At 63.5% G+C, this 21,058-nt stretch carries 17 protein-coding genes and 1 pseudogene; 10 read left to right on the forward strand and 8 right to left on the reverse strand.

From position 1 onward, the window contains the following. Positions 1-10: 10 nt before the first annotated feature. Together FJ978_RS18980 and FJ978_RS18985 are read left to right on the forward strand one after the other, a co-directional pair. Positions 11-1,375 (forward strand): efflux RND transporter periplasmic adaptor subunit, encoded by a 1,365-nt coding sequence (locus FJ978_RS18980; protein WP_140573278.1) that lies wholly within the window; start codon positions 11-13, stop codon positions 1,373-1,375. After that, positions 1,372-4,455, forward strand: a complete 3,084-nt coding sequence (locus FJ978_RS18985) for an efflux RND transporter permease subunit (RefSeq protein ID WP_140573279.1) — start codon at positions 1,372-1,374, stop codon at positions 4,453-4,455. The genes FJ978_RS18980 and FJ978_RS18985 overlap by 4 nt, the downstream gene beginning before the upstream one ends. Positions 4,456-4,590: 135 nt before the next feature. On the opposite strand, the gene FJ978_RS18990 is transcribed toward FJ978_RS18985, so the two are convergent. Next, the gene (locus FJ978_RS18990; protein ID WP_013892701.1) at positions 4,591-5,046 is read right to left on the reverse strand and encodes a L,D-transpeptidase; all 456 of its coding nucleotides are present in this window, start codon (positions 5,044-5,046) and stop codon (positions 4,591-4,593) included. Positions 5,047-5,329: 283 nt separating this feature from the next. Between FJ978_RS18990 and FJ978_RS33250 the strand changes: the two genes are divergently transcribed. Further along, complete coding sequence (locus FJ978_RS33250; protein ID WP_246678166.1) at positions 5,330-5,776, forward strand: hypothetical protein; 447 nt, start codon at positions 5,330-5,332, stop codon at positions 5,774-5,776. Beyond that, complete coding sequence (locus FJ978_RS19000; RefSeq protein ID WP_140573280.1) at positions 5,773-5,940, forward strand: hypothetical protein; 168 nt, start codon at positions 5,773-5,775, stop codon at positions 5,938-5,940. The genes FJ978_RS33250 and FJ978_RS19000 overlap by 4 nt, the downstream gene beginning before the upstream one ends. A gap of 68 nt (positions 5,941-6,008) precedes the next feature. Here the strand turns inward: FJ978_RS19000 and FJ978_RS19005 are convergent, their stop codons facing one another. Then, on the reverse strand, positions 6,009-6,710 hold the full coding sequence (locus FJ978_RS19005; RefSeq protein WP_140573281.1) for a response regulator transcription factor: 702 nt from the start codon (positions 6,708-6,710) through the stop codon (positions 6,009-6,011). Between the two features lie 45 nt (positions 6,711-6,755). On the opposite strand from FJ978_RS19005, the gene FJ978_RS19010 reads away from it, so the two are divergent. Together FJ978_RS19010 and FJ978_RS19015 are read left to right on the forward strand one after the other, a co-directional pair. Next, on the forward strand, positions 6,756-7,529 hold the full coding sequence (locus FJ978_RS19010; protein ID WP_181176751.1) for a response regulator transcription factor: 774 nt from the start codon (positions 6,756-6,758) through the stop codon (positions 7,527-7,529). Positions 7,530-7,633: 104 nt separating this feature from the next. After that, entirely contained in the window at positions 7,634-9,721 is a 2,088-nt protein-coding gene (locus FJ978_RS19015) for a PAS domain S-box protein (protein WP_181180420.1), read from the forward strand. A 118-nt stretch (positions 9,722-9,839) separates the two neighbouring features. Here the strand turns inward: FJ978_RS19015 and FJ978_RS19020 are convergent, their stop codons facing one another. After that, positions 9,840-10,250, reverse strand: coding sequence for a hypothetical protein (locus FJ978_RS19020; RefSeq protein WP_140573282.1), 411 nt, complete (start codon positions 10,248-10,250; stop codon positions 9,840-9,842). 498 nt (positions 10,251-10,748) lie between these two features. Between FJ978_RS19020 and FJ978_RS19025 the strand changes: the two genes are divergently transcribed. Continuing rightward, positions 10,749-11,951, forward strand: a complete 1,203-nt coding sequence (locus tag FJ978_RS19025) for an aromatic ring-hydroxylating dioxygenase subunit alpha (protein ID WP_140573283.1) — start codon at positions 10,749-10,751, stop codon at positions 11,949-11,951. 195 nt (positions 11,952-12,146) lie between these two features. On the opposite strand, the gene FJ978_RS19030 is transcribed toward FJ978_RS19025, so the two are convergent. Further along, positions 12,147-13,565, reverse strand: a complete 1,419-nt coding sequence (locus FJ978_RS19030) for an aminotransferase (RefSeq protein WP_140573284.1) — start codon at positions 13,563-13,565, stop codon at positions 12,147-12,149. 380 nt (positions 13,566-13,945) lie between these two features. Between FJ978_RS19030 and FJ978_RS19035 the strand changes: the two genes are divergently transcribed. Genes FJ978_RS19035 through FJ978_RS19045 form a run of 3 tightly spaced genes read left to right on the forward strand, consistent with a single transcriptional unit; the run spans position 13,946 to position 16,774 of the window. After that, positions 13,946-14,863 carry an ABC transporter permease gene (locus FJ978_RS19035; protein ID WP_031257404.1) on the forward strand — a complete coding sequence of 306 codons (918 nt, stop codon included), beginning with the start codon at positions 13,946-13,948 and terminating at the stop codon, positions 14,861-14,863. Next, entirely contained in the window at positions 14,860-15,684 is an 825-nt protein-coding gene (locus FJ978_RS19040; protein WP_140573285.1) for an ABC transporter permease, read from the forward strand. The genes FJ978_RS19035 and FJ978_RS19040 overlap by 4 nt, the downstream gene beginning before the upstream one ends. Before the next feature lie 16 nt (positions 15,685-15,700). Then, on the forward strand, positions 15,701-16,774 hold the full coding sequence (locus tag FJ978_RS19045) for an ABC transporter ATP-binding protein (RefSeq protein ID WP_023776858.1): 1,074 nt from the start codon (positions 15,701-15,703) through the stop codon (positions 16,772-16,774). On the opposite strand, the pseudogene FJ978_RS19050 reads toward FJ978_RS19045, so the two are convergent. The 4 genes and pseudogenes from FJ978_RS19050 to betI form a co-directional block, all read right to left on the reverse strand. After that, a pseudogene (locus FJ978_RS19050) lies at positions 16,738-18,051 on the reverse strand (flavin monoamine oxidase family protein); the annotation flags it as partial. The gene FJ978_RS19045 and the pseudogene FJ978_RS19050 sit on opposite strands and share 37 nt — an antisense overlap. After that, the gene (locus FJ978_RS19055) at positions 18,045-19,127 is read right to left on the reverse strand and encodes an extracellular solute-binding protein (protein WP_140573286.1); all 1,083 of its coding nucleotides are present in this window, start codon (positions 19,125-19,127) and stop codon (positions 18,045-18,047) included. The pseudogene FJ978_RS19050 and the gene FJ978_RS19055, both read right to left, overlap by 7 nt. Positions 19,128-19,237: 110 nt before the next feature. Beyond that, positions 19,238-20,320, reverse strand: a complete 1,083-nt coding sequence (locus FJ978_RS19060) for an ABC transporter substrate-binding protein (RefSeq protein WP_140573287.1) — start codon at positions 20,318-20,320, stop codon at positions 19,238-19,240. A 25-nt stretch (positions 20,321-20,345) separates the two neighbouring features. Beyond that, positions 20,346-21,053, reverse strand: coding sequence for a transcriptional regulator BetI (gene betI, locus FJ978_RS19065; protein ID WP_140573288.1), 708 nt, complete (start codon positions 21,051-21,053; stop codon positions 20,346-20,348). Positions 21,054-21,058: the final 5 nt, after the last annotated feature.

Genomic DNA, 21,058 nt, shown 5'->3' on the forward strand with positions numbered 1-21,058 from the left:
GGGGACTTCCTTGTTCAAGCGCATACTCCGTATCATTATCATCATTGCGGTCCTGGCCGTGCTCGTCATCGTGGTCGGCGGCATCGTCGGCTTCAACTTCCTGCGCGACAACGGCATCAAGCAGTATTTCGCCACCATGAAGCCGCCCGCGGCGACCGTGTCGACGACCATCGTCAAGCCGTCGAGTTGGACGCCCGGCGTCGAGGCGATCGGCACCGTGCGGGCGGTGCGTGGTGTCGACCTGACGGTCGAGACTGCCGGCATCGTCAAGGAAATCCCCTTCCATGCCAACGAGAAAGTCGCGGCCAACGCGGTGCTGCTGCAACTTGACGACGCCGTCGAGCGCGCCGATCTCGACGCCCAGAAAGCGCAGGCCGCGCTCGATCAGGTGTCGCTGAACCGCGCCCTCGAACTGACAAAACGCGGCGTCGGCTCGGACTCGACACTGGACAGCGCGCGGGCGGCGGCGTCCGCTTCGGCGTCCCAGGTCACCAGGCTCCAGGCCGTGCTCGAGCAGAAGCAGCTGACGGCTCCCTTCGCCGGTACGGTCGGCATCCCGAAGATCGACCTCGGCCAGTATCTGTCGCCCGGCACTTCCGTTGTGACACTGCAGGATCTCGACACGATGCGGGCCGACTTCACGGTTCCCGAACAGGAGCTCCCGCTGCTCAAGATCGGCCAGACGGTTCGCTTGGGACTTGGTGGCGACGACAAGCCGTTTGCCGGCGCCATTCGCGGCATCGACCCCAAGATCGACCCGTCCAGCCGGCTGGTGAACATCCGGGCGGAGGTCGCCAACCCCGACGGCAAGCTGACCCCCGGCCAGTTCGTGCAGGTGCGTGTCGAACTGCCCGAGGAGCAGAACGTGCTGATACTGCCACAGACGGCGCTGACCACCAGCCTCTACGGCGACTACGTCTTCGTCGTGCAACCGGCCAAACCGGCTGCGGCGGCGCCGGCCAAGCCGGAAGAAAAACCCGCCGCGGCTACCGACAAGGCGGCGGATGCCAAGCCAGCGGATGCCAAGCCTGCGGATGCCAAGCCGGCGGACGCGATGAAGCCGGCAACCGATGACATGAAGCCGGCCGCTGATGCGGGCAAGCCCGCGGCCGATGCGGCTAAACCTGCCGACAAGCCCGCTACCGATGCGGCCAAGCCGGCGGCGGAAGGCGACAAGCCAGCGCTGGTGTTGTCCCAGGTCTTCGTCAAGCCCGGCCGCCGCAACCAGGGCATGGTCGAGATCGTCGAAGGGCTGAAGGCTGGCGACGAGGTCGTCACCGCGGGCCAGAACCGCCTCTTCAACGGCATGTCCGTCAACGTCGACAACACCATCGACCCGACCAAATCGGCGAACAAGCAGGCCGACCAGCAATGAGCTTTTCCGATCTCTTTATTCGCCGGCCCGTCCTTTCGACGGTCCTTGCCTGCATGATCCTGCTGCTCGGGTTCCAGGGCATCTTCAACCTGTCGATCCGGCAGTATCCGAAGGTTGATGAAACGGCGATCACCATCACGACCGCCTATCCGGGTGCCAGCGCCGACCTGATCCAGGGCTTCATTTCCGCCCCGATCGCGCGCGCCGTCGCCTCGACCGAAAACATCGACTACGTCACCTCGTCCAGCCGTCCGTCCTCCAGCACCGTGACGGTGCAGATGAAGCTCGGCTCCAACCCCGACGTGGCGCTGACCGAAGTGCTGTCCAAGGTCCAGGGCGTGCGCGGCACCTTGCCGGACGCGTCCAAGGACCCGGTCATCGTCAAGGGCACCGGCCAGCAGTTCGCGATGATGTACATCTCGATGCAGAATCCGAACATGACGAAGGAGCAGCTGACCGAATATATCGAGCGCGTCATCAGGCCCCGCATGTCGACGGTCGAAGGTGTCGCCGACGTGCAGATCTTCGGCGCCCAGGAATATTCGATGCGCGTTTGGATCGACCCGGTCCGGCTTGCCGCGCGCGGGGTGACGGCAGCGGAAGTGCTGGCAGCGATCAACAACTCCAACTTCCTGTCTGCGCCCGGAAACACCCAGAACGAATATGTCGTTTCCTCCATTACGGTGCGTTCGACGCTGCAGACGCCGGAAGCCTTCGCCGAACTACCGCTGCGCTCGACCGACGGCAATGTGGTGCGGCTGCGTGACGTGGCCCGCGTCGAACTCGGCGCCGAGAACACCGACACCAGGGTCTCCTTCAACGGCAAGCCCGGCACCTTCCTCGCCATCTTCCCGACCCCGGCGGCCAACCCGCTGACCACAGCGGCCGCGCTCACCAAGCTTGTGCCGCAGATCCAGGAAACGCTGCCGAAAGGCATGACGATCGAGGTCGTCTACGACGCCACCGGGCAGATCAGCGCCTCGATCGACGAGGTGTTCAAGACCATCGCCGAGGCGGTCGCCATCGTGGTCGTCGTCATCCTTCTGTTCCTTGGCTCTTTCCGTTCGGTGATGATGCCGATCATCACCATCCCGCTGTCGCTGGTCGGCGTCTGTTTCCTTCTGTTCGCGGTCGGCTATTCGATCAATCTTCTGTCGCTGCTGGCCATGGTGCTGGCAATCGGCCTTGTCGTGGACGACGCCATCGTGGTGGTGGAAAACATCCACCGCCACATGGAAGAAGACCACATGACGCCCATGCAAGCGGCGTTCAGCGGCATGCGCGAAATCGCCTCCGCAATCGTCGCCATGACCATGACGCTGGCCGCCGTGTTCGCGCCGCTGGCCTTCACCGGTGGCCTGACCGGTGCGCTGTTCCGCGAATTCGCGGTGACGCTCGCCGGCTCGGTGGTGCTGTCGGGCGTCATCGCCATCACCATTACCCCGATGATGTCGGCGCGCCTCTTGAAGCCGGGCAACGCCGGCCGTTTCCAGCGCATCGTCGACGGCGTTTTCTCGCGGGTCGAGCATGTCTACGAGCGCGCCGTCACCGGCTCGCTGAACTATCGCCCGCTGACGCTGCTCATCGTGCTGGCGCTTGTCGGCGTGACCGGCTTCATGTTCACCAAGACCTCGACCGAACTGGCGCCGGAAGAAGACCAGGGCTTCCTGCTCTCGCTCGTGACCGCGCCGACCTATGCGACATCCGATTACACCGAGACCTACGTCAACCAGATTCTCGGCCTGGTGAGGGACATTCCCGAAACACGGGCACAGTTCTCCGCCGTGGCCTTCGGTGGCACGACAAACAGCGCTTTCGTCGGCTTTGCCTTCAAGGATTGGGCTGACCGCAAGCGCAATTCCAAGGAGCTGCAGGCCGACATCACGGCCCGTATCAACAAGGTCGCGGGCGTCCAGGCCTTCGTCTTCGCCCCGCCGACGCTGCCGGGCTCCGGCGGCGGCCTGCCGATTGCCATGGTGGTGCGCTCGACCGGCGATTCCTCGGAAGTGTACCAGCAAGCCGAGCAGATCAAGAACAAGGCACAGGCCTCGGGCCGCTTCATCGTCGTGCAGAACTCGATGTCTTATGATTCGCCGCAGGTGACCGTCACCATCGACCGCGATCGCGCCGCCGCCCTCAACCTGCCTATCGCCGATATCGGCCGGACGCTGACGCTGCTGGTCGGCGGCGCCGAAGTGGCGCAATTCGACCGCGACTCCAACAGCTACGACATCATTCCGCAGGTGCCGCAGGAGTTCCGCGACAACCCCGAAAAACTCGGCCAATACTTCGTGCGCAGCGTGACGGGCGAGATGGTGCCGCTGTCGGCCGTCGTGAAGATTTCGAACAATGCCTCGCCGGCCGCGATCGAGCAGTTCAACCAGCTGAATTCATCGACGATTTCCGCGCTGCCATTGCCCGGCGTCACCACCGGCGATGGTTTGAAAGTGCTCGAGGACATCGCCAGGGAGAGCCTGCCCGACACCTTCTTCATCGACTACTCCGGCCAATCCCGGCAGGAGAAGGAGCAGGGCAACACGATCCTGATCGCCTTCGGGGCCGCCGTCATCGTCATCTATCTGGTGCTGGCGGCGCAGTTTGAAAGCTTCCGCGACCCGTTGATCATCATGATGGCGGTGCCGCTGTCGATCTTCGGCGCCATAGTGCCGCTCAATCTGGGCCTCGGCACGCTGAACATCTACACCCAGGTCGGCCTGATCACGCTGATCGGCCTGATCACCAAGCACGGCATCCTGCTGGTTGAGTTCGCCAACCAGCAGCGCGAAATCCACGGCATGCGACGGCGTGATGCCATCATCGCCTCGGCCAAGGTGCGCCTGCGGCCGATCCTGATGACGACGGCGGCGATGGCGCTCGGCGTGGTGCCGCTGATCACGTCCAGCGGTGCCGGTGCCGCGGCCCGCTATTCGATGGGCCTCGTCATCTTCACCGGCATCCTCGTCGGCACCATGTTCACGCTCTTCGTCGTGCCCATGTTCTACACCTTCATCGCCAGCAAGGACCTGCCGCATCTGGCGGAAAAGCCGGATCCGAAGCTGATGCCGGCCCTGCCGGACTGATAAAAAAGCCGAAGAACGAAAAGAGGCCGGGATTTTTCCGGCCTCTTTTTTTGGCTGTGCTCAAAACCGCGGACAATTTCCAGCGGGAGCCTTGAACACGGGCAGGGTGGTAAACCGGCCCGCTTCTTCAGCCTGCTACTTGACGATGACGATGCTGGTATTGGCGGCCCCGAAGGTCTCCACCAGCTGGTAGAAGTCGGCGGCATTGTCCGGGTGCAGCCGCACGCAGCCATGCGAGGCCGGTTGGCCGAGACGCTTGATGGCATAGGTGGCGTGGACCGCATAGCCGCCGCTGAAGAAGACCGAATGCGGCATCGGCGCGTTGTCGTATTTCTTCGAATACCACATCTCATGCATGCGGGTCGGCTTGAACGAGCCGGTCGGGGTCACATGCGCCCTGTCGCCGGTGGAGACCTTCCAGGCGAAGGTCGGCCGGCCATCGACTGATATCTCCATGACCTGCTGCGAAAGCGAGACCCGCGCCACGATCTTGTTGGCGGCGTGAGCGGCGTTGGCGCCGAACAGAAGCGCGGCACCGGTGAGCGTGGCGGCGGTGATGTTGATGAGCTTGGCGGTGATGGTGCTGTGCATGATGTCCCTCTCTCTGCCGGTCCGGCCGGCTCCAATTCGATGGGCGGCTTATCGGCGCGGCATGTTTCGGTGAGATTTCGCGAAATGCTCGTTTGTGTTTCGAATCTGTTTCCTCTGGTTAACAAACCAAGACGTCGGGCGGAGACATCGCCGCTGCCGACTGGCACTCAAATAATACAGCACATAGGTATTCAGTCCGAAACGAAAGTTCGAAGTCACCTTATATGAAAAGACTGAGCCTGTTTTCGAAACCAATCTGCAACAAAGCGCGGCTTCAAGCGGCATGAAGCCGATACAGCTGGCCGGCAAGGTTGACGTAACGAAAGCAGACGGCAACGGCCACGGGAACGAAAGCGAACACGCGGTCCTGGTCTTCAGGATCAGCATCACGGCAGCGGCCATAGGTGGTGTCGGCATTCTTGCCGGCGCCCCCGTAACAAGGCTGGCGATGAGTTCGAGCGAGATCTCTACCTTGCACGTCGCTCTGTTTTCCGCCTCGGTCTGGATTACCACCAGCCTGCGCATCGCCCGATTGAAGGCCCTCTGGCGGGTTGGCCTTCGGCTGCTGGCATTGCGCGGCCCCTCCGGCAACTTGCTGCCGAGAGGACCGAAGGCCCGCGCCGCTGCGGGGGGCTCCGTGGGCGGCGCGGGCACTTCGGGAGTTTCCCGAGGCGACCGCGACACATTCATTTTTTTAGAGAATTGGCATTTCTGGGGAGTTGGACGATGAAAACGAAATTCGCGGCCTCGGTGCTTTCCGCACTGCTTTATGCGCAGGGCCTGCTTGGCTTTGCCGCCCTTGCCACCGTGCTCCTCAAGGAGCGCGCCCAGGCAAACGAACTCGTCATGAGCAGCGGCATGCCATCGGGTCCGTCGCTGCTGGTGGTACGCTGAACTCCGGGAGCATCGGCGAACAGGAAAATCCGATGCCCAGCCGAACCGCCAGCGTGAGTGCCCAATCGTCAGTCGGCGAATTGCCGCGGCGGATCGAACCGGTAGCCGGCGCCACGTATGGTGGTGATGGTTTCGGTGTCGAGCTTGCGGCGCAGCCGCACGATGCGCGAATCGATCGAACGGTCGAAGGCGTCGGCGTTTTCGGCCGGCGCGGCCGCGATGATGTCGTCGCGCGTCAGCACCTTGCGCGGACTGGCCAGAAACAGCCTGAGCAGCGCCACCTGGCCGGGCGACAGCTGCTCTTCGGTGCCGGAGCGATGCATGACCATCGCCGATCTCAAGTCGACGGTCGCGTTCTCCAGCACGATCAGTTCCTGGTTGCCCCGGCCGCGCCGCGAAAGCAGGCCGCCGACACGGGCGGCGAGTTCCCTCACATTGAGCGGGCTCTCGACGACGTCGGCAGCGCCAAGCTCGAGCGCCAGCACCTTGTCGACGAGGTCGGCCGGCCGGCAGATCAGGATGAAATCCGGCCCATCCTCGCCGCCGTCCCCTTGGCCGCCGTAACGCCGCAGCAGATCCCGGCCATCCGCCTGGCTGAGGCTGTCGCCGACAACGACGACATCGACGCCCTTCCCCGACAGCAACGATTCGGCTTCCCAGGGCTGCCGCGCTTGACGCACGTCATGGCCACGCCGCTCGAGATGATCGGCAAGTTCGGTCGCAATCACGTCGGCGACGGAAACAAGCGCAATGACGGCTCGTGGGGCCATATTCTCCAACCGTTCCCTGGCAACCGGATATGAGTGCTGGACATCATGTTTATACCCAATCTACTTTCCACTGAAAGTGGGAGCGAGAGCATCGTGCGGGCAAGAATTGTCATCGTCGAGGACGAGCCCGACCTGAGGGACGCGGTCGCCGAGTATCTCGGCGCCGCCGGCTATGACGTTGCGACCGCGGAAACCGCGGCCGCGGCCCGCATCCTGATCGAGACGCAGCCCTTCCATCTAGCCATCCTCGACATCGCCATGCCGGGCGAGGACGGACTGTCGCTCGGCCGCTGGCTGCGCTCGAGAATGCCGATCGGCATCATCTACGCGACCGCCGCAGGCACCGCGCTCGACCGCATCGTCGGGCTGGAGCTCGGCGCCGACGACTATATCGTCAAGCCATACGAGCTGCGCGAAGTGCTGGCGCGGGTGCGCAGCGTGCTGCGCCGTGTTCCGCAGCCGTCGGAACTGCTGGACAGGAAAGCCAGGACGGATCGCCGCTCCGTTGCCTTCGGCCCCTTTCAGGCCGATCTCGACGGCAGGCTGGTGACCGGCGCCAACGGCGCGGTGATCGACATGGCAAAGAGCGAATTCGACGTGCTTGAGGTTTTCCTGACGCGCGCCAACCGGCTGCTGACCCGCGCCGCGATTTCCGAGGCGATCGGCTTCACCGAGGATCCAGAATCATCGCGCGCGGTCGACATTCGCATCATGCGCCTGCGCAAGAAGATCGAGATCGACCCTGCCAACCCGAAATTCCTGCGGACGGTGCGCGGCGAAGGCTATATCTTCTCGCTGCCGACCGGCGACGGCAACTGAAAGCCAGGCCTACAGGTTTCAGGTTCGTAGCCGTGGCTCGCCGATCGATTGGGCCGATCGATTGGGCCGATCGAATTGGCAGGACCCTGGAATAACGGCTGACGATGACCGCTGAAACAGCAAGCACGGATATGCAAGGGCTCAGGCAGGGCGCGGCGATGGCGGCCGTGCGCGTGGTTCGCCGGCTGCGCGAGGCAGGTGACTGGCAGCGCGAAATGGACGGCATACTGGAGACGCTGTGCCGCGCCATCGAGTGCCAGCGCGGTATCCTGTTCCGCTTGCGCGAACTGCCCGGCCAAGGCTTTGCCCAGTCGGTCGCCGCCTACTGGATCGATCCCGACTTCGGCGGAGAGCTGGCGTCGCCGACCGTCATCATGCAGTCGATCGTCAATTCGGATCCGCTGCTGGAGCGGGTGGCCGAGGACGAACGCCAGGGCAAGATCTTCGCCGGACACACGCGCGATCTCGAGGGTTTCCTGAGGACCGACTTCGAAAAGCAGAACATCAAGTCGTTCCTGTCCGTGTCCGTCTTCGCGCATGGCCATCTGTGGGGCACGCTGGCCGTCAATGACTGCGCCGACGAGCGCGAATGGACCGACGAGGAGGAGGCGACGCTGCATATCATCGCGCTCGCCATCGGCGACGCCATCGAACACTCGCTCTCCGACGCCCATGCCAGCGAAGTGATCCGCCGCACGATGCTGCAGGCCTCGCTGGACGCCATCATCGTCATCGACGAAGCCGGATCGATCATCGAATTCAATCCGGCCGCCGAAAAGATGTTCGGTTTCCAGCGCAGCGACATCCTCGGCAAGGACCTGCTCGACACCGTCGTGCCGGAATACTACCGCAAGGGCTATACTTCGGGCGCCGACTATATGTCGGGGCGCGGCGCGCCGATGGTCGGCCAGCGGCTGGAGACGGTGACGCAGAATGCCGCCGGCGAGGTGTTTCCGATCGAGTTGACGGCGACCGAGATGCGCGTCGGCGACCGTCGCCTGATCTTCGGCTCGATCCGCGACCTGCGCGACAGGCTGCGCGCCGAGGAGGAAATCAACCGGCAGCGCGAGAAGCTGCACCAGAACGAAAAGATGGCGGCGATGGGCTCGCTGCTGGCCGGCGTCTCGCACGAGCTCAACAACCCGCTGGCGGTGGTGGTCGCGCAGTCGACGCTGCTGCACGAATTCGCTTCCGACCCCCAGACCAAGGTTCGTGCCGAGAAAGTCCGCGCCGCCGCCGAGCGCTGCGGGCGCATCGTCAAGAGCTTCCTGTCGATGGTCCGCCTTCATCCGGCGGCACAGGCCGAGACCGACCTCAACCAGGTGATCCGCGCCGCTCTCGAGGTCACCGCCTATGGCGCACGATCGAGCGGCATCATCATCGACACGGATTTCGCCGCCGGCCCGCTGCTGGCCATGGCCGATGCCGACCACGTGACGCAGGTGGCGGCGAATTTCCTCATCAACAGCCAACATGCGCTGGCTGGCGTCGCCGGCGATCGGCTGATCAAGGTGCGGACGTTCCGCGGCGACCTGGGCAAACCCGGCTTTTCGGTCGAGGACAACGGGCCCGGTGTACCCGAAGCGATCCGCTCCCGCATCTTCGAATCCTATTTCACCACCAAGCCGGTTGGCGTCGGCACCGGCATCGGCCTGTCGATCTCGAAGTCGATCATCGAGCGGCACAATGGCAGTGTCTGGTTCGAGGAAGTGTTGCCGAGAGGCGCGCGTTTCGTCGTCCAACTGCCGGCCATTGAAGCCGGCATCGCTGCCGCCGGCGAGAACCAGCCGCGCTCGAGTGGCCTGCGCCATGCCCTGATCATCGACGACGAGCCCGACGTCGCCGGATCGCTGTCCGACATTCTCGAATTGATGGGCATCAAGTCGCGGGTCGCGCTCGTCTGGGAATCGGGCGCCGCCACCTTGAGCGGCTACATGCCGCCGGACATCGTGTTTTCGGACCTGCGCATGCCTGGCATCAGCGGCATCGCCATCTATCGCGAACTGCTGGCCGAAAGGCCTGATCTGGCGCGGCGTTTCGTGCTGGTCACCGGCGACCTGATCGGTGCGAAAGCGGAGATCGAAGCCTTGCCGGCGCAGCAGCGGCCGCAGATCCTCGAAAAGCCGTTCAGCACGCTCGATGTGCGCAGCGTGCTGTCCGCCATTGCCGAACAGGCGACGGTCAAAGGATAAAAAAGTGGCCCCCGGCGGATTGCGCCGCGGGAGCCGAATGGAGCGCTGGAGGAGCGCTCGGGGAGGTCAGGACACGATCCCGAGAGGGAACCGGTTCGGGATCATGCCTCGACGGAAATCAGAAAACGTTCGGCGTGTCGGTCAACGGTGCGGCGTTGGCGATCATGCGGATGGCGCGGTTCTTGTGCGTACCGGACTGCTGGGCAATGGCGCGCAGGCAATCCACGCTCTCGGCGCCCCAGGACTGGCCCTTGCAGGCGAAGTCGATTGCGCGCATCGGCAGGCGCGCGGTCTTGATGGTTGTCGGCGCGCCATCGATGGCGTTGGCCGGCGGGTTCAGCGAAGCGAAAGCCGGCCCGACCGTCGGCGTAAGCGCCATGCCGAGGAAGGCGCAAGCAGCCAGCCCCATGAACATGGCCATCGGGTGGTCGCTGGCGCGTTGGCGTAACGCCAGTTTCGGGCGGCGGTCAGCGCGCTGTGGAGCCTCAAGGCGGTGCTCGCTGCTGATGGTCTCGACTTTCGCATACATTGCCTTCCCCTTCGTTGAGTTTCTTTTTGGTGATGAAACGAACCTAGCCGCACTTTGTAACGGCGCAAAGGTGACGCGAGCCTGGCAATGTAACCGAAACGAAACATGGTTCCGGGCAAAATCGGGCAAAAACGGTCACGACGCAGCCCGCACGCTCGCCGGACAAAGGTTCGCGCCGCCGGTTTCGGGCCCGATCCGTTCCAGAGCGCCGCTGCAGCGCGGACAGAGCCGGCGAGCGCCGAGGCCATTTTGATCCCTCGCAACAAGCCTTGTCCGTCTGTCGGTACGCCATGCGGAATCGAGCAGGGACGGCACCTTGGAAACCGTGACTAACGCCCGGATTCTCCGGGATTTTCCCGGCCAACAGCCCGATCGGATTCAACCGGAAACGGCGCTCGAATTTCAGTGAAAAATCAGGACGATTTTCGCAAGCCATTGCATTTCAATGAAAAATATGCTTTTATTGAATGATTATTCAACAAAAAGAAGAGACTTTTTATGAACCCGCACCTCCGTGACGTGGCGATCCCCAACGATTGGGACCGGCGGGGACTACCGGGCTGGAGTTACCATTCCGATGCCCTTCTCGAGCTTGAGAAGGAGCATGTCTTTCGCAACCACTGGCAGATCGTCGGACATGTCTCCGACGTACCCAACGCCGGCGACTATCTGACCATGGACGTGGTCGGCGAGCGTGCCTTGATCGTGCGCGGCAAGGATGGCGTGGTGCGCGGCTTCAACAACATGTGCCGCCATCGCGGCAGCCGCGTCGTCGCCGACAGCCAGGGCAATTGCAAGAACGCGCTGGTGTGCCCGTTCCATGGCTGGGTCTACAATCTCGACGGCACGCTGCGCGGCGCCGCGCGCCCGCGCTCTTTCCCCGATCTCGACAAGACCGAGTTCGGACTGATGCAGCTCGATCTCGAAATCTGGATGGGTTTCATCTTCATCCGTTTCCGCAATGGCGGGCCGCAGCCTTCGGTCGCCGAACTGATGAAGCCGATCGAGCCCGAATTCGCGCACTACAAGGCCGCCGACATGGTGCCCTCCTGGGGCATCTGGACCCAGAAGACGCCGGTCAACTGGAAGTCGGTGCGCGATGTCGACAATGAAGGCTATCATGTCGCCATGGCCCATCCTGCTTTGCAGGATCTATATGGCGCGACCTATTTCGACGAGCCGTTCATCAACGGCGTGTCGCGCTCCTTCGCCACCTATAACCCGCATGCCGGCCGCCGCTGGAGCGTCAGGAACTACGTCAAGATCGCGCCCGAGCCCACGCATCTGCCGGACCATCTGAAGAAGGCCTGGGTCTATTACGGCATCTTCCCCAATGCGGTCATTTCGGTGATGCCGGAATCGGTGCAGTTCTATCAGGAGTTTCCGCTGTCGACCGGGCAGACGCTGCTGCGCGGCGCCATCTACCGCTACCGCGACGAGAGCCGCGAGCAGGCCGCCGCCCGCTACCTCTCCTTCCGCATCGACCGCGACACGATGTCGGAAGACGTGCAGCTCTCGGTGTGGTCGAACGAATCCATGCTGTCCGAAGCCTTCGAGGGGTTTTACCTCTCCGACCTCGAATATGGCGTGCGCACCCACCACGACCACCTGCGCAAGATGCTGCCGGTGCTGGGCCTGGAGACCGCGCCGGAGGAGAAGGACATGTGGAACTTGAACGACGCGCTCAGGTCGCGGTCGTAAGATGCCGACCGCGAAGAGAGCGTCCCTCTCGCCCGGTCTACGGGAAGGGATGCCGGCAGGCCGGTGAAGGGCAGGCTTGCGGAATTGCATCGGGCAGGCAACGAGATGCGAATGCGAACAATCGCCAACGCTGGCGCCGCCTCTCATCCGCCTGCCGGCACCCTCGTCCCGTGAAACGGGGAGAAGGGAGAAGCCTCACCCCCGCCACACGCCCTCTTTCCTAAGATCATCCATGGTGCGCGAAATTCCTTCGCGCAGGATGCCGACCATGTCGTCGATCTGCTCTCGCGAAATGATCAGCGGCGGCGACATCACGCACATATTGATCAGCGGCCGCACCAGCAGGCCGAGCTCGTGGCAGTGCGCGTCGATGCGTTTGCCGACATCCTTGTCGAGCTGCAGCGGATCCTTGCTTTCGCGGTCGGCGACGCATTCGACACAGCCCATCAGCCCGACGCCTCTCACCTCGCCGACCAGCGGCAGCTCTTCCAGCGTCTTCAGCTGCGCCTGGAAATAGGGCGCGACCGCCTGCGTGTGCGCAAGCACGCCCTGTTCCAGCAGGTCGAGGTTTTTCAGCGCCACGGCGCACCCGACGGGATGGCTGGTGTAGGTCAGGCCATGGCCGAACAAGGCGTCGGGATGGTTCGAGCGGCGCAGTTCCTCCAGCAGCCGCTCCGAAATGATGACGCCGCCGAGCGGGAAATATCCCGAGGTGACGCCCTTGGCGAAGGTGATCATGTCGGGATCGATGCCGAACACGTCGCCCGAGGCAAAGACATGGCCGAGCCGGCCGAAGCCCGTCACCACCTCGTCGGAGACATAGAGGATGTCGTTGTCGCGGCAGATCTCGCGGATGCGCTTGAGATAGCCGTCGGGCGGCACGACGACGCCGCCGGAGGCCTGCACCGGCTCGCCGACGAAAGCGCCGATCTTGTCGGCGCCGACGCGGGCGATGGTGTCGCGGAACTGGTCGACCAGGAAATCGGTGAAGGCGGCAAGGCTCATGCCGTGCGGGCGACGGAACGGATCTGGCGACGACAGCTTGATCACCAGTTCGTCGGCGCCATCCATCCAGTCGCGGTCGCGCGGGCGGCCGTTGAGCGAGGCCGACAGATAGGTCGAGCCGTGATAGGCGCCGCCTCGGCTCAGGATCAGCTTCTTTTCCGGCCGGCCGCGCACATTGTTGTAGAACTGCATGAAGCGCAGCGCAGTCTCGACGGCCGAAGAGCCGCCGGTGGTGTAGAAGACATGGCTGAGATCGCCGGGTGCATGGCCGGCAATGCGCATGGCAAGCTCCGCCGACGGCGCGTTCATCGTGTACCACGGCGTGTTGTAGGACAGCGCCATCGCCTGGTCGTACATCACTCTGGCCAGCTCCTCGCGGCGGTGGCCCACATTGACGCACCACATGCCGGCAGGCCCATCGATCAGCCGCTTGCCGGTGCTGTCGGTAATGTAGATCCCGTCACCCTCGCCGATCAGCGCGCGCGCTTCGGCACCGACGGACCCGGCATACGGCCAGGGCTGGATGAGGTGGCGCTTGCCCAGTTCGATCGCATCATCGCCGCCATGCGCTGCCATTTCAGTCGCCTTCAGGTCTCTCACTGCCGCCATTGTCGCCTCCATACCGCCTGTCAATCTTTTCTCGGACTTAAAATTCGGCGGCAAATGCCGGAAATGGCGGCTTTCTTCACCTTATTTTGAATGTCCATTCAATCAATATCTCAGAAATAGCGCTTGATTTCAATCGGCGGATGCGCGCATGATGAAAGAAAGCCGGCAAGCTAGGAACGCGATCAGCAAAAGTGGTCACCGGTTTTTTGTCCGATCGCGCTCCAAAACCAAAATGGGAACACAGCCGGCGCCAGCACAATGGGATGCCGCATGGCGGGACAGTCCAGGCCAGCAACCGAGATCACACCCGGAGCCCTGCCCTCCGGAGTCTTGTTCCCCGGAGTCTGGGCCCGCGGAGTCTGGCCCCGCGGAGTTTGGCAATGACGGCGGCCGCGGAAGGGTCGCCCCCGTTGCGCATGACGCGGGCCAGACGAAATGCCCTTCTGCAATCCGAACCCGTACAGGGCTTTGCGCTGATCAGCCCGACCTTTCTCTACGCGCTCATCCTGCTGGTCCTGCCGATCCTGGTGGTCATCGCCCACTCCTTCTGGACGCAGCACTATCTGACCATCGACCGCACCTTCACGCTGGAGAACTACCGCGTCGCGCTGACCGAGCCGATCTACCGCGATCTGTTGTGGCGCTCGCTCTACATCTCGCTGACGGTCAGCCTGTTCACCGTCGTCCTGGCCTACCCGATCGCCTATTTCATTTCCTTCCATGGCGGCCGTCACAAGAGCCTCTGGCTGTTCCTGATCACCATCCCGTTCTGGACCAGCTATCTCCTGCGCGTGATGTCGTGGAAGGTCATTCTCGGCTACAACGGCGTCCTGAATTCCGGCCTGATGGGCCTCGGCATCATCGACGAGCCGTCGACCGCGCTGCTCTACAATTCGAGCGCCGTCATCATCACGCTGACCCATGCCTGGGCGGCCTTCGCCATCCTGCCGATCTTCGTCTCGCTGGAAAAGGTCGACCGCACGCTGGTCGAGGCTGCAACCGATCTTGGTGACGGTCCGCTGCGTTCGTTCCTGCGCGTGACCTTGCCGCTGTCGGCGCCGGGCGTCATCTCGGCCGCGCTGATCGTCATGATCCCGACCGTCGGCGACTATGTCACGCCCAAGCTCGTCGGCGGCAAGGACGGCGTCATGATCGCCAACGCCATCCAGGCGCAGTTCGGCAAGGCTTCCAACTGGCCGCTGGGCGCCGCTCTTTCCGTCACCACCATGGTGATCGTGACGCTAATGGCCGGCGCCACCGTGCTGGTCATTCGCGCGCTGCAGAGGCTGGCACGATGACGGCGGTACGGCGCTTCCTGTCCAGCGGCTGGCTGTCCGCCTATGCCTTCCTCTATGTCGCCTTCCTCTATCTGCCCGTGATCTTCCTGCCGATCTTCTCGATCAACACGGCCGCGACGCCGAAGTTTCCGCTCTCCGGCTTTACGCTCAAATGGTATGAGGACCTGCCCAACACCCCGGCCCTGCTCGACGCCGCCTGGAACAGCCTGAAGGTCGGCGTCTGCGCCTCGGTTCTCGCCACGGTGCTCGGCATTCTCGCCGCCCGCTCGATCACCCGCTACCGCTATCCCGGCCGCCGCACCATCAACGGCCTGATCATGGCGCCGCTGGTGCTGCCCGAAGTGATCGTCGCCATCTCAATGCTGCTGGTGATGCTGCAGCTGGGTTTGAGCCTCTCGCTGTTCACCGTCGTGCTCGGCCACGTGCTGATCTGCATTCCCTATTCGATGACGGTGCTGACCTCCGGCTTCGAAGGTTTCGACCGCAGCCTGGAGGAAGCCTCCGCCGATCTCGGCGAAAGCGCCTTCGGCACCTTCCGTCGGGTGACGCTGCCGATGGTGGCGCCGGCCATCATCTCCAGCCTGCTGGTCTGCTTCACCATCTCGCTCGACGAGTTCATCATCGCCTTCTTCCTGACCGGCACCGAGGCGACGCTGCCGATCTACATCTGGGGTCAGTTGCGCTTCGCGGCGAAGCTGCCGGGCGTGCTGGCACTTGGGACGCTGCTACTGGTTGCCTCCTTCCTGCTGATGACAATCGCCGAAATCCTGCGTCGCCGAGCGGCCAGACGCACCCAGAACGAGGGAGGCCTCTATGCCTGAGCAGGCGCAGCGATCCATGATCGAGATCCGCAACGTCACCCGCAGCTACGGAGCGTTCAAGGCGCTGGACGATGCTTCGCTGACCATCAGGGAAGGCGAGTTCTTCTCGCTGCTCGGCCCTTCCGGCTGCGGCAAGACCACGCTGCTGCGCATGATCGCCGGCTTCGACAATCCGACCAGCGGTTCGATCGCGGTCGGCGGCCAGCCGATGGAAGGCATCCCGGCCAACCGCCGGCCGACCAACATGGTGTTCCAGAGCTACGCGATCTTCCCGCATCTCAATGTCGAGCAGAACGTCGCCTACGGGCTGAAGCGGCTGAGGCTGCAAGGCGGCGAGGAGAAGCGCCGCGTCGAGGAAGCACTGGCGCAGGTGTCGCTGACCGGGCTCGGCAAGCGGCTTGCGACCGAACTCTCCGGCGGCCAGCGGCAGCGCGTGGCGCTCGCCCGCGCGCTGGTGATGCGACCCAAGGTGCTCTTGCTCGACGAGCCGCTGTCGGCGCTCGACAAGAAACTGCGCGAGCAGATGCAGGTCGAACTGCGGCGCCTGCAGCAGGCGGTCGGCATCACCTTCGTGCTGGTCACCCACGACCAGTATGAGGCGCTCGCCATGTCCGACCGCATTGCCGTGATGTTCGGCGGCAGGATCGCGCAGGTCGCTTCGCCGAAGGAAATCTACCAGCGCCCGGTCAACCGCCAGGTCGCCGACTTCCTCGGCGGCATGAACTTCGTCAAGGCCGAGATCGTCGAGGAGAACGGCGCCTCGCTGGTCGTCGACACGCTGGGCTTCGGCCGCGTCAAGACCGACAAGCCGAAGGCTTTCGTGCGCAATGGCGGTGGCGCCACGCTGGGGATCCGGCCGGAGCGCCTGCGCGTGCTGTGGGACAATGCAACCGCGAAGTTCGAGGTCGCCGGCAAGGTGGTCGAGCGCCACTATTTCGGCGAGATCACCCATCTGATCGTCGAGATACCGGGCCTGGAAAAGCCGCTGTCGGTGACCGAGACCAACGATTTCGGTGCCGACGACATTCCGGTCGGCACCCCGATCCGCCTCGCCTACGACCCCGAGGCCCTGGTGGCGATGTCGGACTGAAGCGCGGCCGCGATCTTCCTGGCAGCGATGCGCCCCGCCACGATCGCGCCCTCGACATAGCCCGGAAATGACGGCGACAGTTCCGACGCGGCGAAATGCACCGGCGGCGCACCGGCAAGCATCGTTCGCTCGGCGTGCCTCGCCGTCACGTCGACGACGAGATCGCTGTAGGCGCCGCCGCTCCAGCGGTCATGTGTCCAGTCTCGCCAACTGAAATCGATGACGGCGCCGGCTTCCGGGCCGAGGGCTGCCTCCAGGCGGGCGGTGACTTCCGCGCGCAGCCTAGCCTCGCCAAGATCACGCCAGCGCAGCGCCAGCGGGCCGCCGATGAACACGACGAGCGCGGCGTGGTCGACATCCTTGCTGGCGTCGCAGGCAAACAGTCCCGGCAGGTCGCGCCACATCACCATGCCGCACAAGTCGCGATCGCGCCAGAACGGCCTGGCATAGCGCACGAGCAGTTTGATCACCGCACCGCTTTCCCACACGCCAAGCGCCTTGTTGAGGGCCACCGGCAAGGCAGGCTCAAAATCGAGCTTCGCGGCCGTCGCCGGCGGCAGCGCGACCAGCACTTCGCGCGCCTCTATGGCGCCGCTGGCCGAGACGACACGAACCCCTTGCGGACCGTGCTCTACGCGCGTGACCGCGTCGCCGAGCCGCACCCGGCCGCCCAGATCGCCCGCCAGATCGTCGGCCAGCGATTGCATGGTGTCGCGCAGGAAATACTGCAGCTCCGGCACCTCGTTGGTGATGCGCCGGTCATTGTCGATCAGATGCCAGAGCGGCACATGGTCCAGCGCCAGGCACCACAGGCCTTCGATCATCGAACGGAAGGCCGCCCTGGCATCGGCCGGATCGTGCTGGCGGGCAAGCCAGTCGGCGACCGTCAGTCCGGCAATCGAGGCATCGTCCGGATCGATCCTGTTCATCCGCTCGCGGATCGCCATGGCGCCATGATAAGTTCGCTCGGCCTCTTCGATCGACATCGACGGATGGGTAATGAAATCGCCATTCACATAGGTTTCGACGAAGGCCTTGCCGCGCGCCGCGGCCAGCGACGTCACTTCCGGCATATCTTCGCAGAAAAACTGTCCGCCACTATCGATCCGTTCGCCAAGCCCGTTGCCGACAGCTTCGACCCTGCCGCCGACGCGGTCGCGTGCTTCCAGCAGCAGGAAATCGATGCCGGCCTTCTTCAGCTCGAGCGCTGCCGAAAGGCCGGTGAAACCGGCGCCGACGATGACGACATCGGTGCTTTCCAAATCGTTCGTCAATAGCCGGCCTTGATCTTCTCGAACTCGGCGACCATGCGTTGCTTCAGTTCTGGCGCCACCGGCTGCTGGAACAGCGTCTTGTCGAGAAACTTGTCGAGATTGTCGAAGCCGCGGTCGGCCAGCACCTTGTGGTCGATCGCGGCCATGCCGGCGCCGTTGCCGTGGCCATAGCCGAAGGTCTTGACCAGATAGTCCGAAACAGCGGGAGCGTTGACCGCGTTCAGGAAATCATAGGCTTCATCGAGCTTTCCCGGCGCATCCTTCATCACCACATAGCCGCACACCCAAGTCGAAATGCCTTCCTTGCTGTCGCGGTTCATGGCGATCGGCAGGCCCTGCCCCTTCAGCGTCACATAGGTCTCGTTCCAGCCCCAGACGAGATCGACCTCATTGCCGATGAAGGCCTGGTTGAGATCGGTGTCGTCGGTCCAGTAGAAGCGGATGTTCTTGTGCACATCGCGCAGGAAGGCGGACGCCCCCTGGAACTGGGCATCGGTCATCTTGGTCCAGTCCTTCAGCCCAATGACCAGGCTTGCCAGCGCATAGGCGTCGTCGACATTGTCGCCGATGGTGACGCGGCCTCTATACTTCGGGTCGGCGAAGATCCTGAGCGACTGCGCCTCGTCGGCCGTTACCTTGTCGGTGCGGTAGAGCAACGACGTGTTGCCCCAGTCGAAGGGCATGAACCAGGCCTTGCCATCGGCGGTGACGGCTAGATCCTTCATCGCCATGATGCCGGGATTGAGATCCTTCCAGCCCGCGATCCGGGAGGTGTCGAGCGGCTGCAGCATGCCGGCCTCGCGCCACTTGACCACGCTTTGCGAGCAGGGATGGGCGATGTCAGCCTTGAAGCCCGCCCGCATCTTCTCGAAGGCTTCGTCCTCGTCGCCGAAGAAGGCGAAGGTCGGCTCGGCGCCATATTTGGTCGTGTAGGCCGGGTGCAGCAGCGGGTCCTCATAGCCCGACCAGTCGAACACCACGAGATCGCCACCGCCTTCGCCGAAGGCATGGAGCGGACCGGCACCGATCATGCAGACAGTGGCAAGGGCAAGGGCAAGGCGGCGTAGCACTGACTTCATGGCAAACTCCCCCATCGCGAAAAAGCTACGGCGAGGTTAGGAGAATTCGGCTCTCTTGGCGAGCCCGTCCACCCGCCATCCCGGCGCGTGGACGGAGAGGCGAAACCGGCTCAGTAACCGGCTTTGATCTTCTCGAACTCAGCGATCATCTTGAGCTTGAGATCCGAGGGAACAGGCGACTGGAACAGGGTCTTGTCGATGAATTTCTGCACGTCGTCATAGCCCTTTTCCTTCAGGATCGCCTGATCGACGCCGGCCATGCCCTTGGCGTTGGCCTGGCCGTAACCCCAGTCCTTGACCAGCACCTTGGCTGTCTCAGGATCGTTGACGGCGTTCAGATAGTCATAGGCCTTGTCGATATTGCCGGGCGCATCCTTGAACAGCACATAGCCGCAGACCCAGGTCGAGATACCCTCATTGGTGTCCTTCTTCGACTTGATCGGCACGCCGGCCGCGACCGACTGCACCGTCGCATCGTTCCAGGCCCAGGCGAGGTCGACCTCGCCGCCGCTCAGCAGTTGAACGACGTCGGTGGTGTCGGTCCAGTAGGAGCGCACGTTCTTGTGCACCTGGCGCAGGAAGTCGGACGCCTGCTTGAACTGGTCGTCCGTCATCTTGGTCCAGTCCTTGACACCGATGGCGAGGCTCGCCAGCGCATAGGCGTCATCGACATTGTCGCCGATCGACACCCGGCCCTTGAACTTCGGATCGGCAAACGCCTTCAGCGACTGGACGTCCTTCTCGTCGATCTTGGAGGAGTTGTAGGTCAGCTGCGTGTTGCCCCAGTCCCAGGGCATGAACCAAGCCTTGCCGTCATCGGTCGTGGCAAGGTTCTTCATCCCCATGATGCCGGGATTGAGGTCCTTCCAGCCGGTGATCTTCGACGTGTCGAGCGGCTGCAGCAGGCCGGCCTCGCGCCATTTCGTCACGCTTTGCGAACAGGGATGGCCGAGATCGGCCTTGAAGCCGGAGCGCACCTTCTCGAAGGCTTCGTCTTCGTCGCCGAAGAAGGCGAAGGTCGGCGAATCGCCGTTTTTCTCGACATATTTCGGGTGGAAGCTGGGGTCTTCATAGCCGGACCAGTCGAATACGACCAGGTCCTTGTCGGCGGCGATCGCCAATGCGGCGGCCGAAGCCGCCAGCGTCCCCGCCAGCGCGAGCGTCAGTGTCAGGCGTCTCGTCAGTGTCTTCATTGCCGTTCCATCCTCTGTGGTTTTCTTATGGTTTCGTCGCGCCTTTCAGCGGGTAGTGTTTCGGGAAAGCCGCCGACAGGAATTCATTGGCCGCCAGCAAGGCGGTTTCGCGGGTGGTGTCCTCGGTGCCCATCATCAGCCGCAGCCACAGCCCCTCCAGCATGGCGCTGAGCGCCAGCGCCATCACCTGCGGCTCATAGCCATACGAGCCGCTCTGCTTGAGCGTCGTGCAGAGATCGATGAAGACCTGCTGGTAATAAGCATCGCGCGAACTGCTCAGCGCCTGATAGGTCGGCCGCGACTTGGCCTCGCCCCAAAAGGCCAGCCAGGCGGCGAGCTTGCGCTTGTTGCAGATCGAGCGGTCGAAGTCGGCCCACACCAGTTGCTGCAGCTGCCGCGCCGGATCGTCGCCTGCCTTCTGCAGGGAGGCGCGCCAATGCACCGAATACTCGTCATACATATGCTGCAACGTCGCGATCAGCAGCTTTTCCTTGCTCTCGAAATGGAAGTTGACGATGCCGCGCGAGAGACCCGCGCCATCGGCGACATCGGCCATCGTCGTCTCGGCATAGCCACGCTTGGCCAGCGAATCGATCGTCGCCTCGATCAGCTGCAGCCGACGGACCTCCTTCGAGGCCTTGCGGCCGCGCTTTTCGGCATCGCCCTTTGGCGCCGTTTCAGCGAGAATGTCCCTGGCTTCGGAAGTCTTCATGGATGTGACGGTCTCCAGCATTGCCG

It is taken from the genome of Mesorhizobium sp. B1-1-7 (assembly GCF_006442705.1).
GTDB lineage: Bacteria > Pseudomonadota > Alphaproteobacteria > Rhizobiales > Rhizobiaceae > Mesorhizobium > Mesorhizobium opportunistum.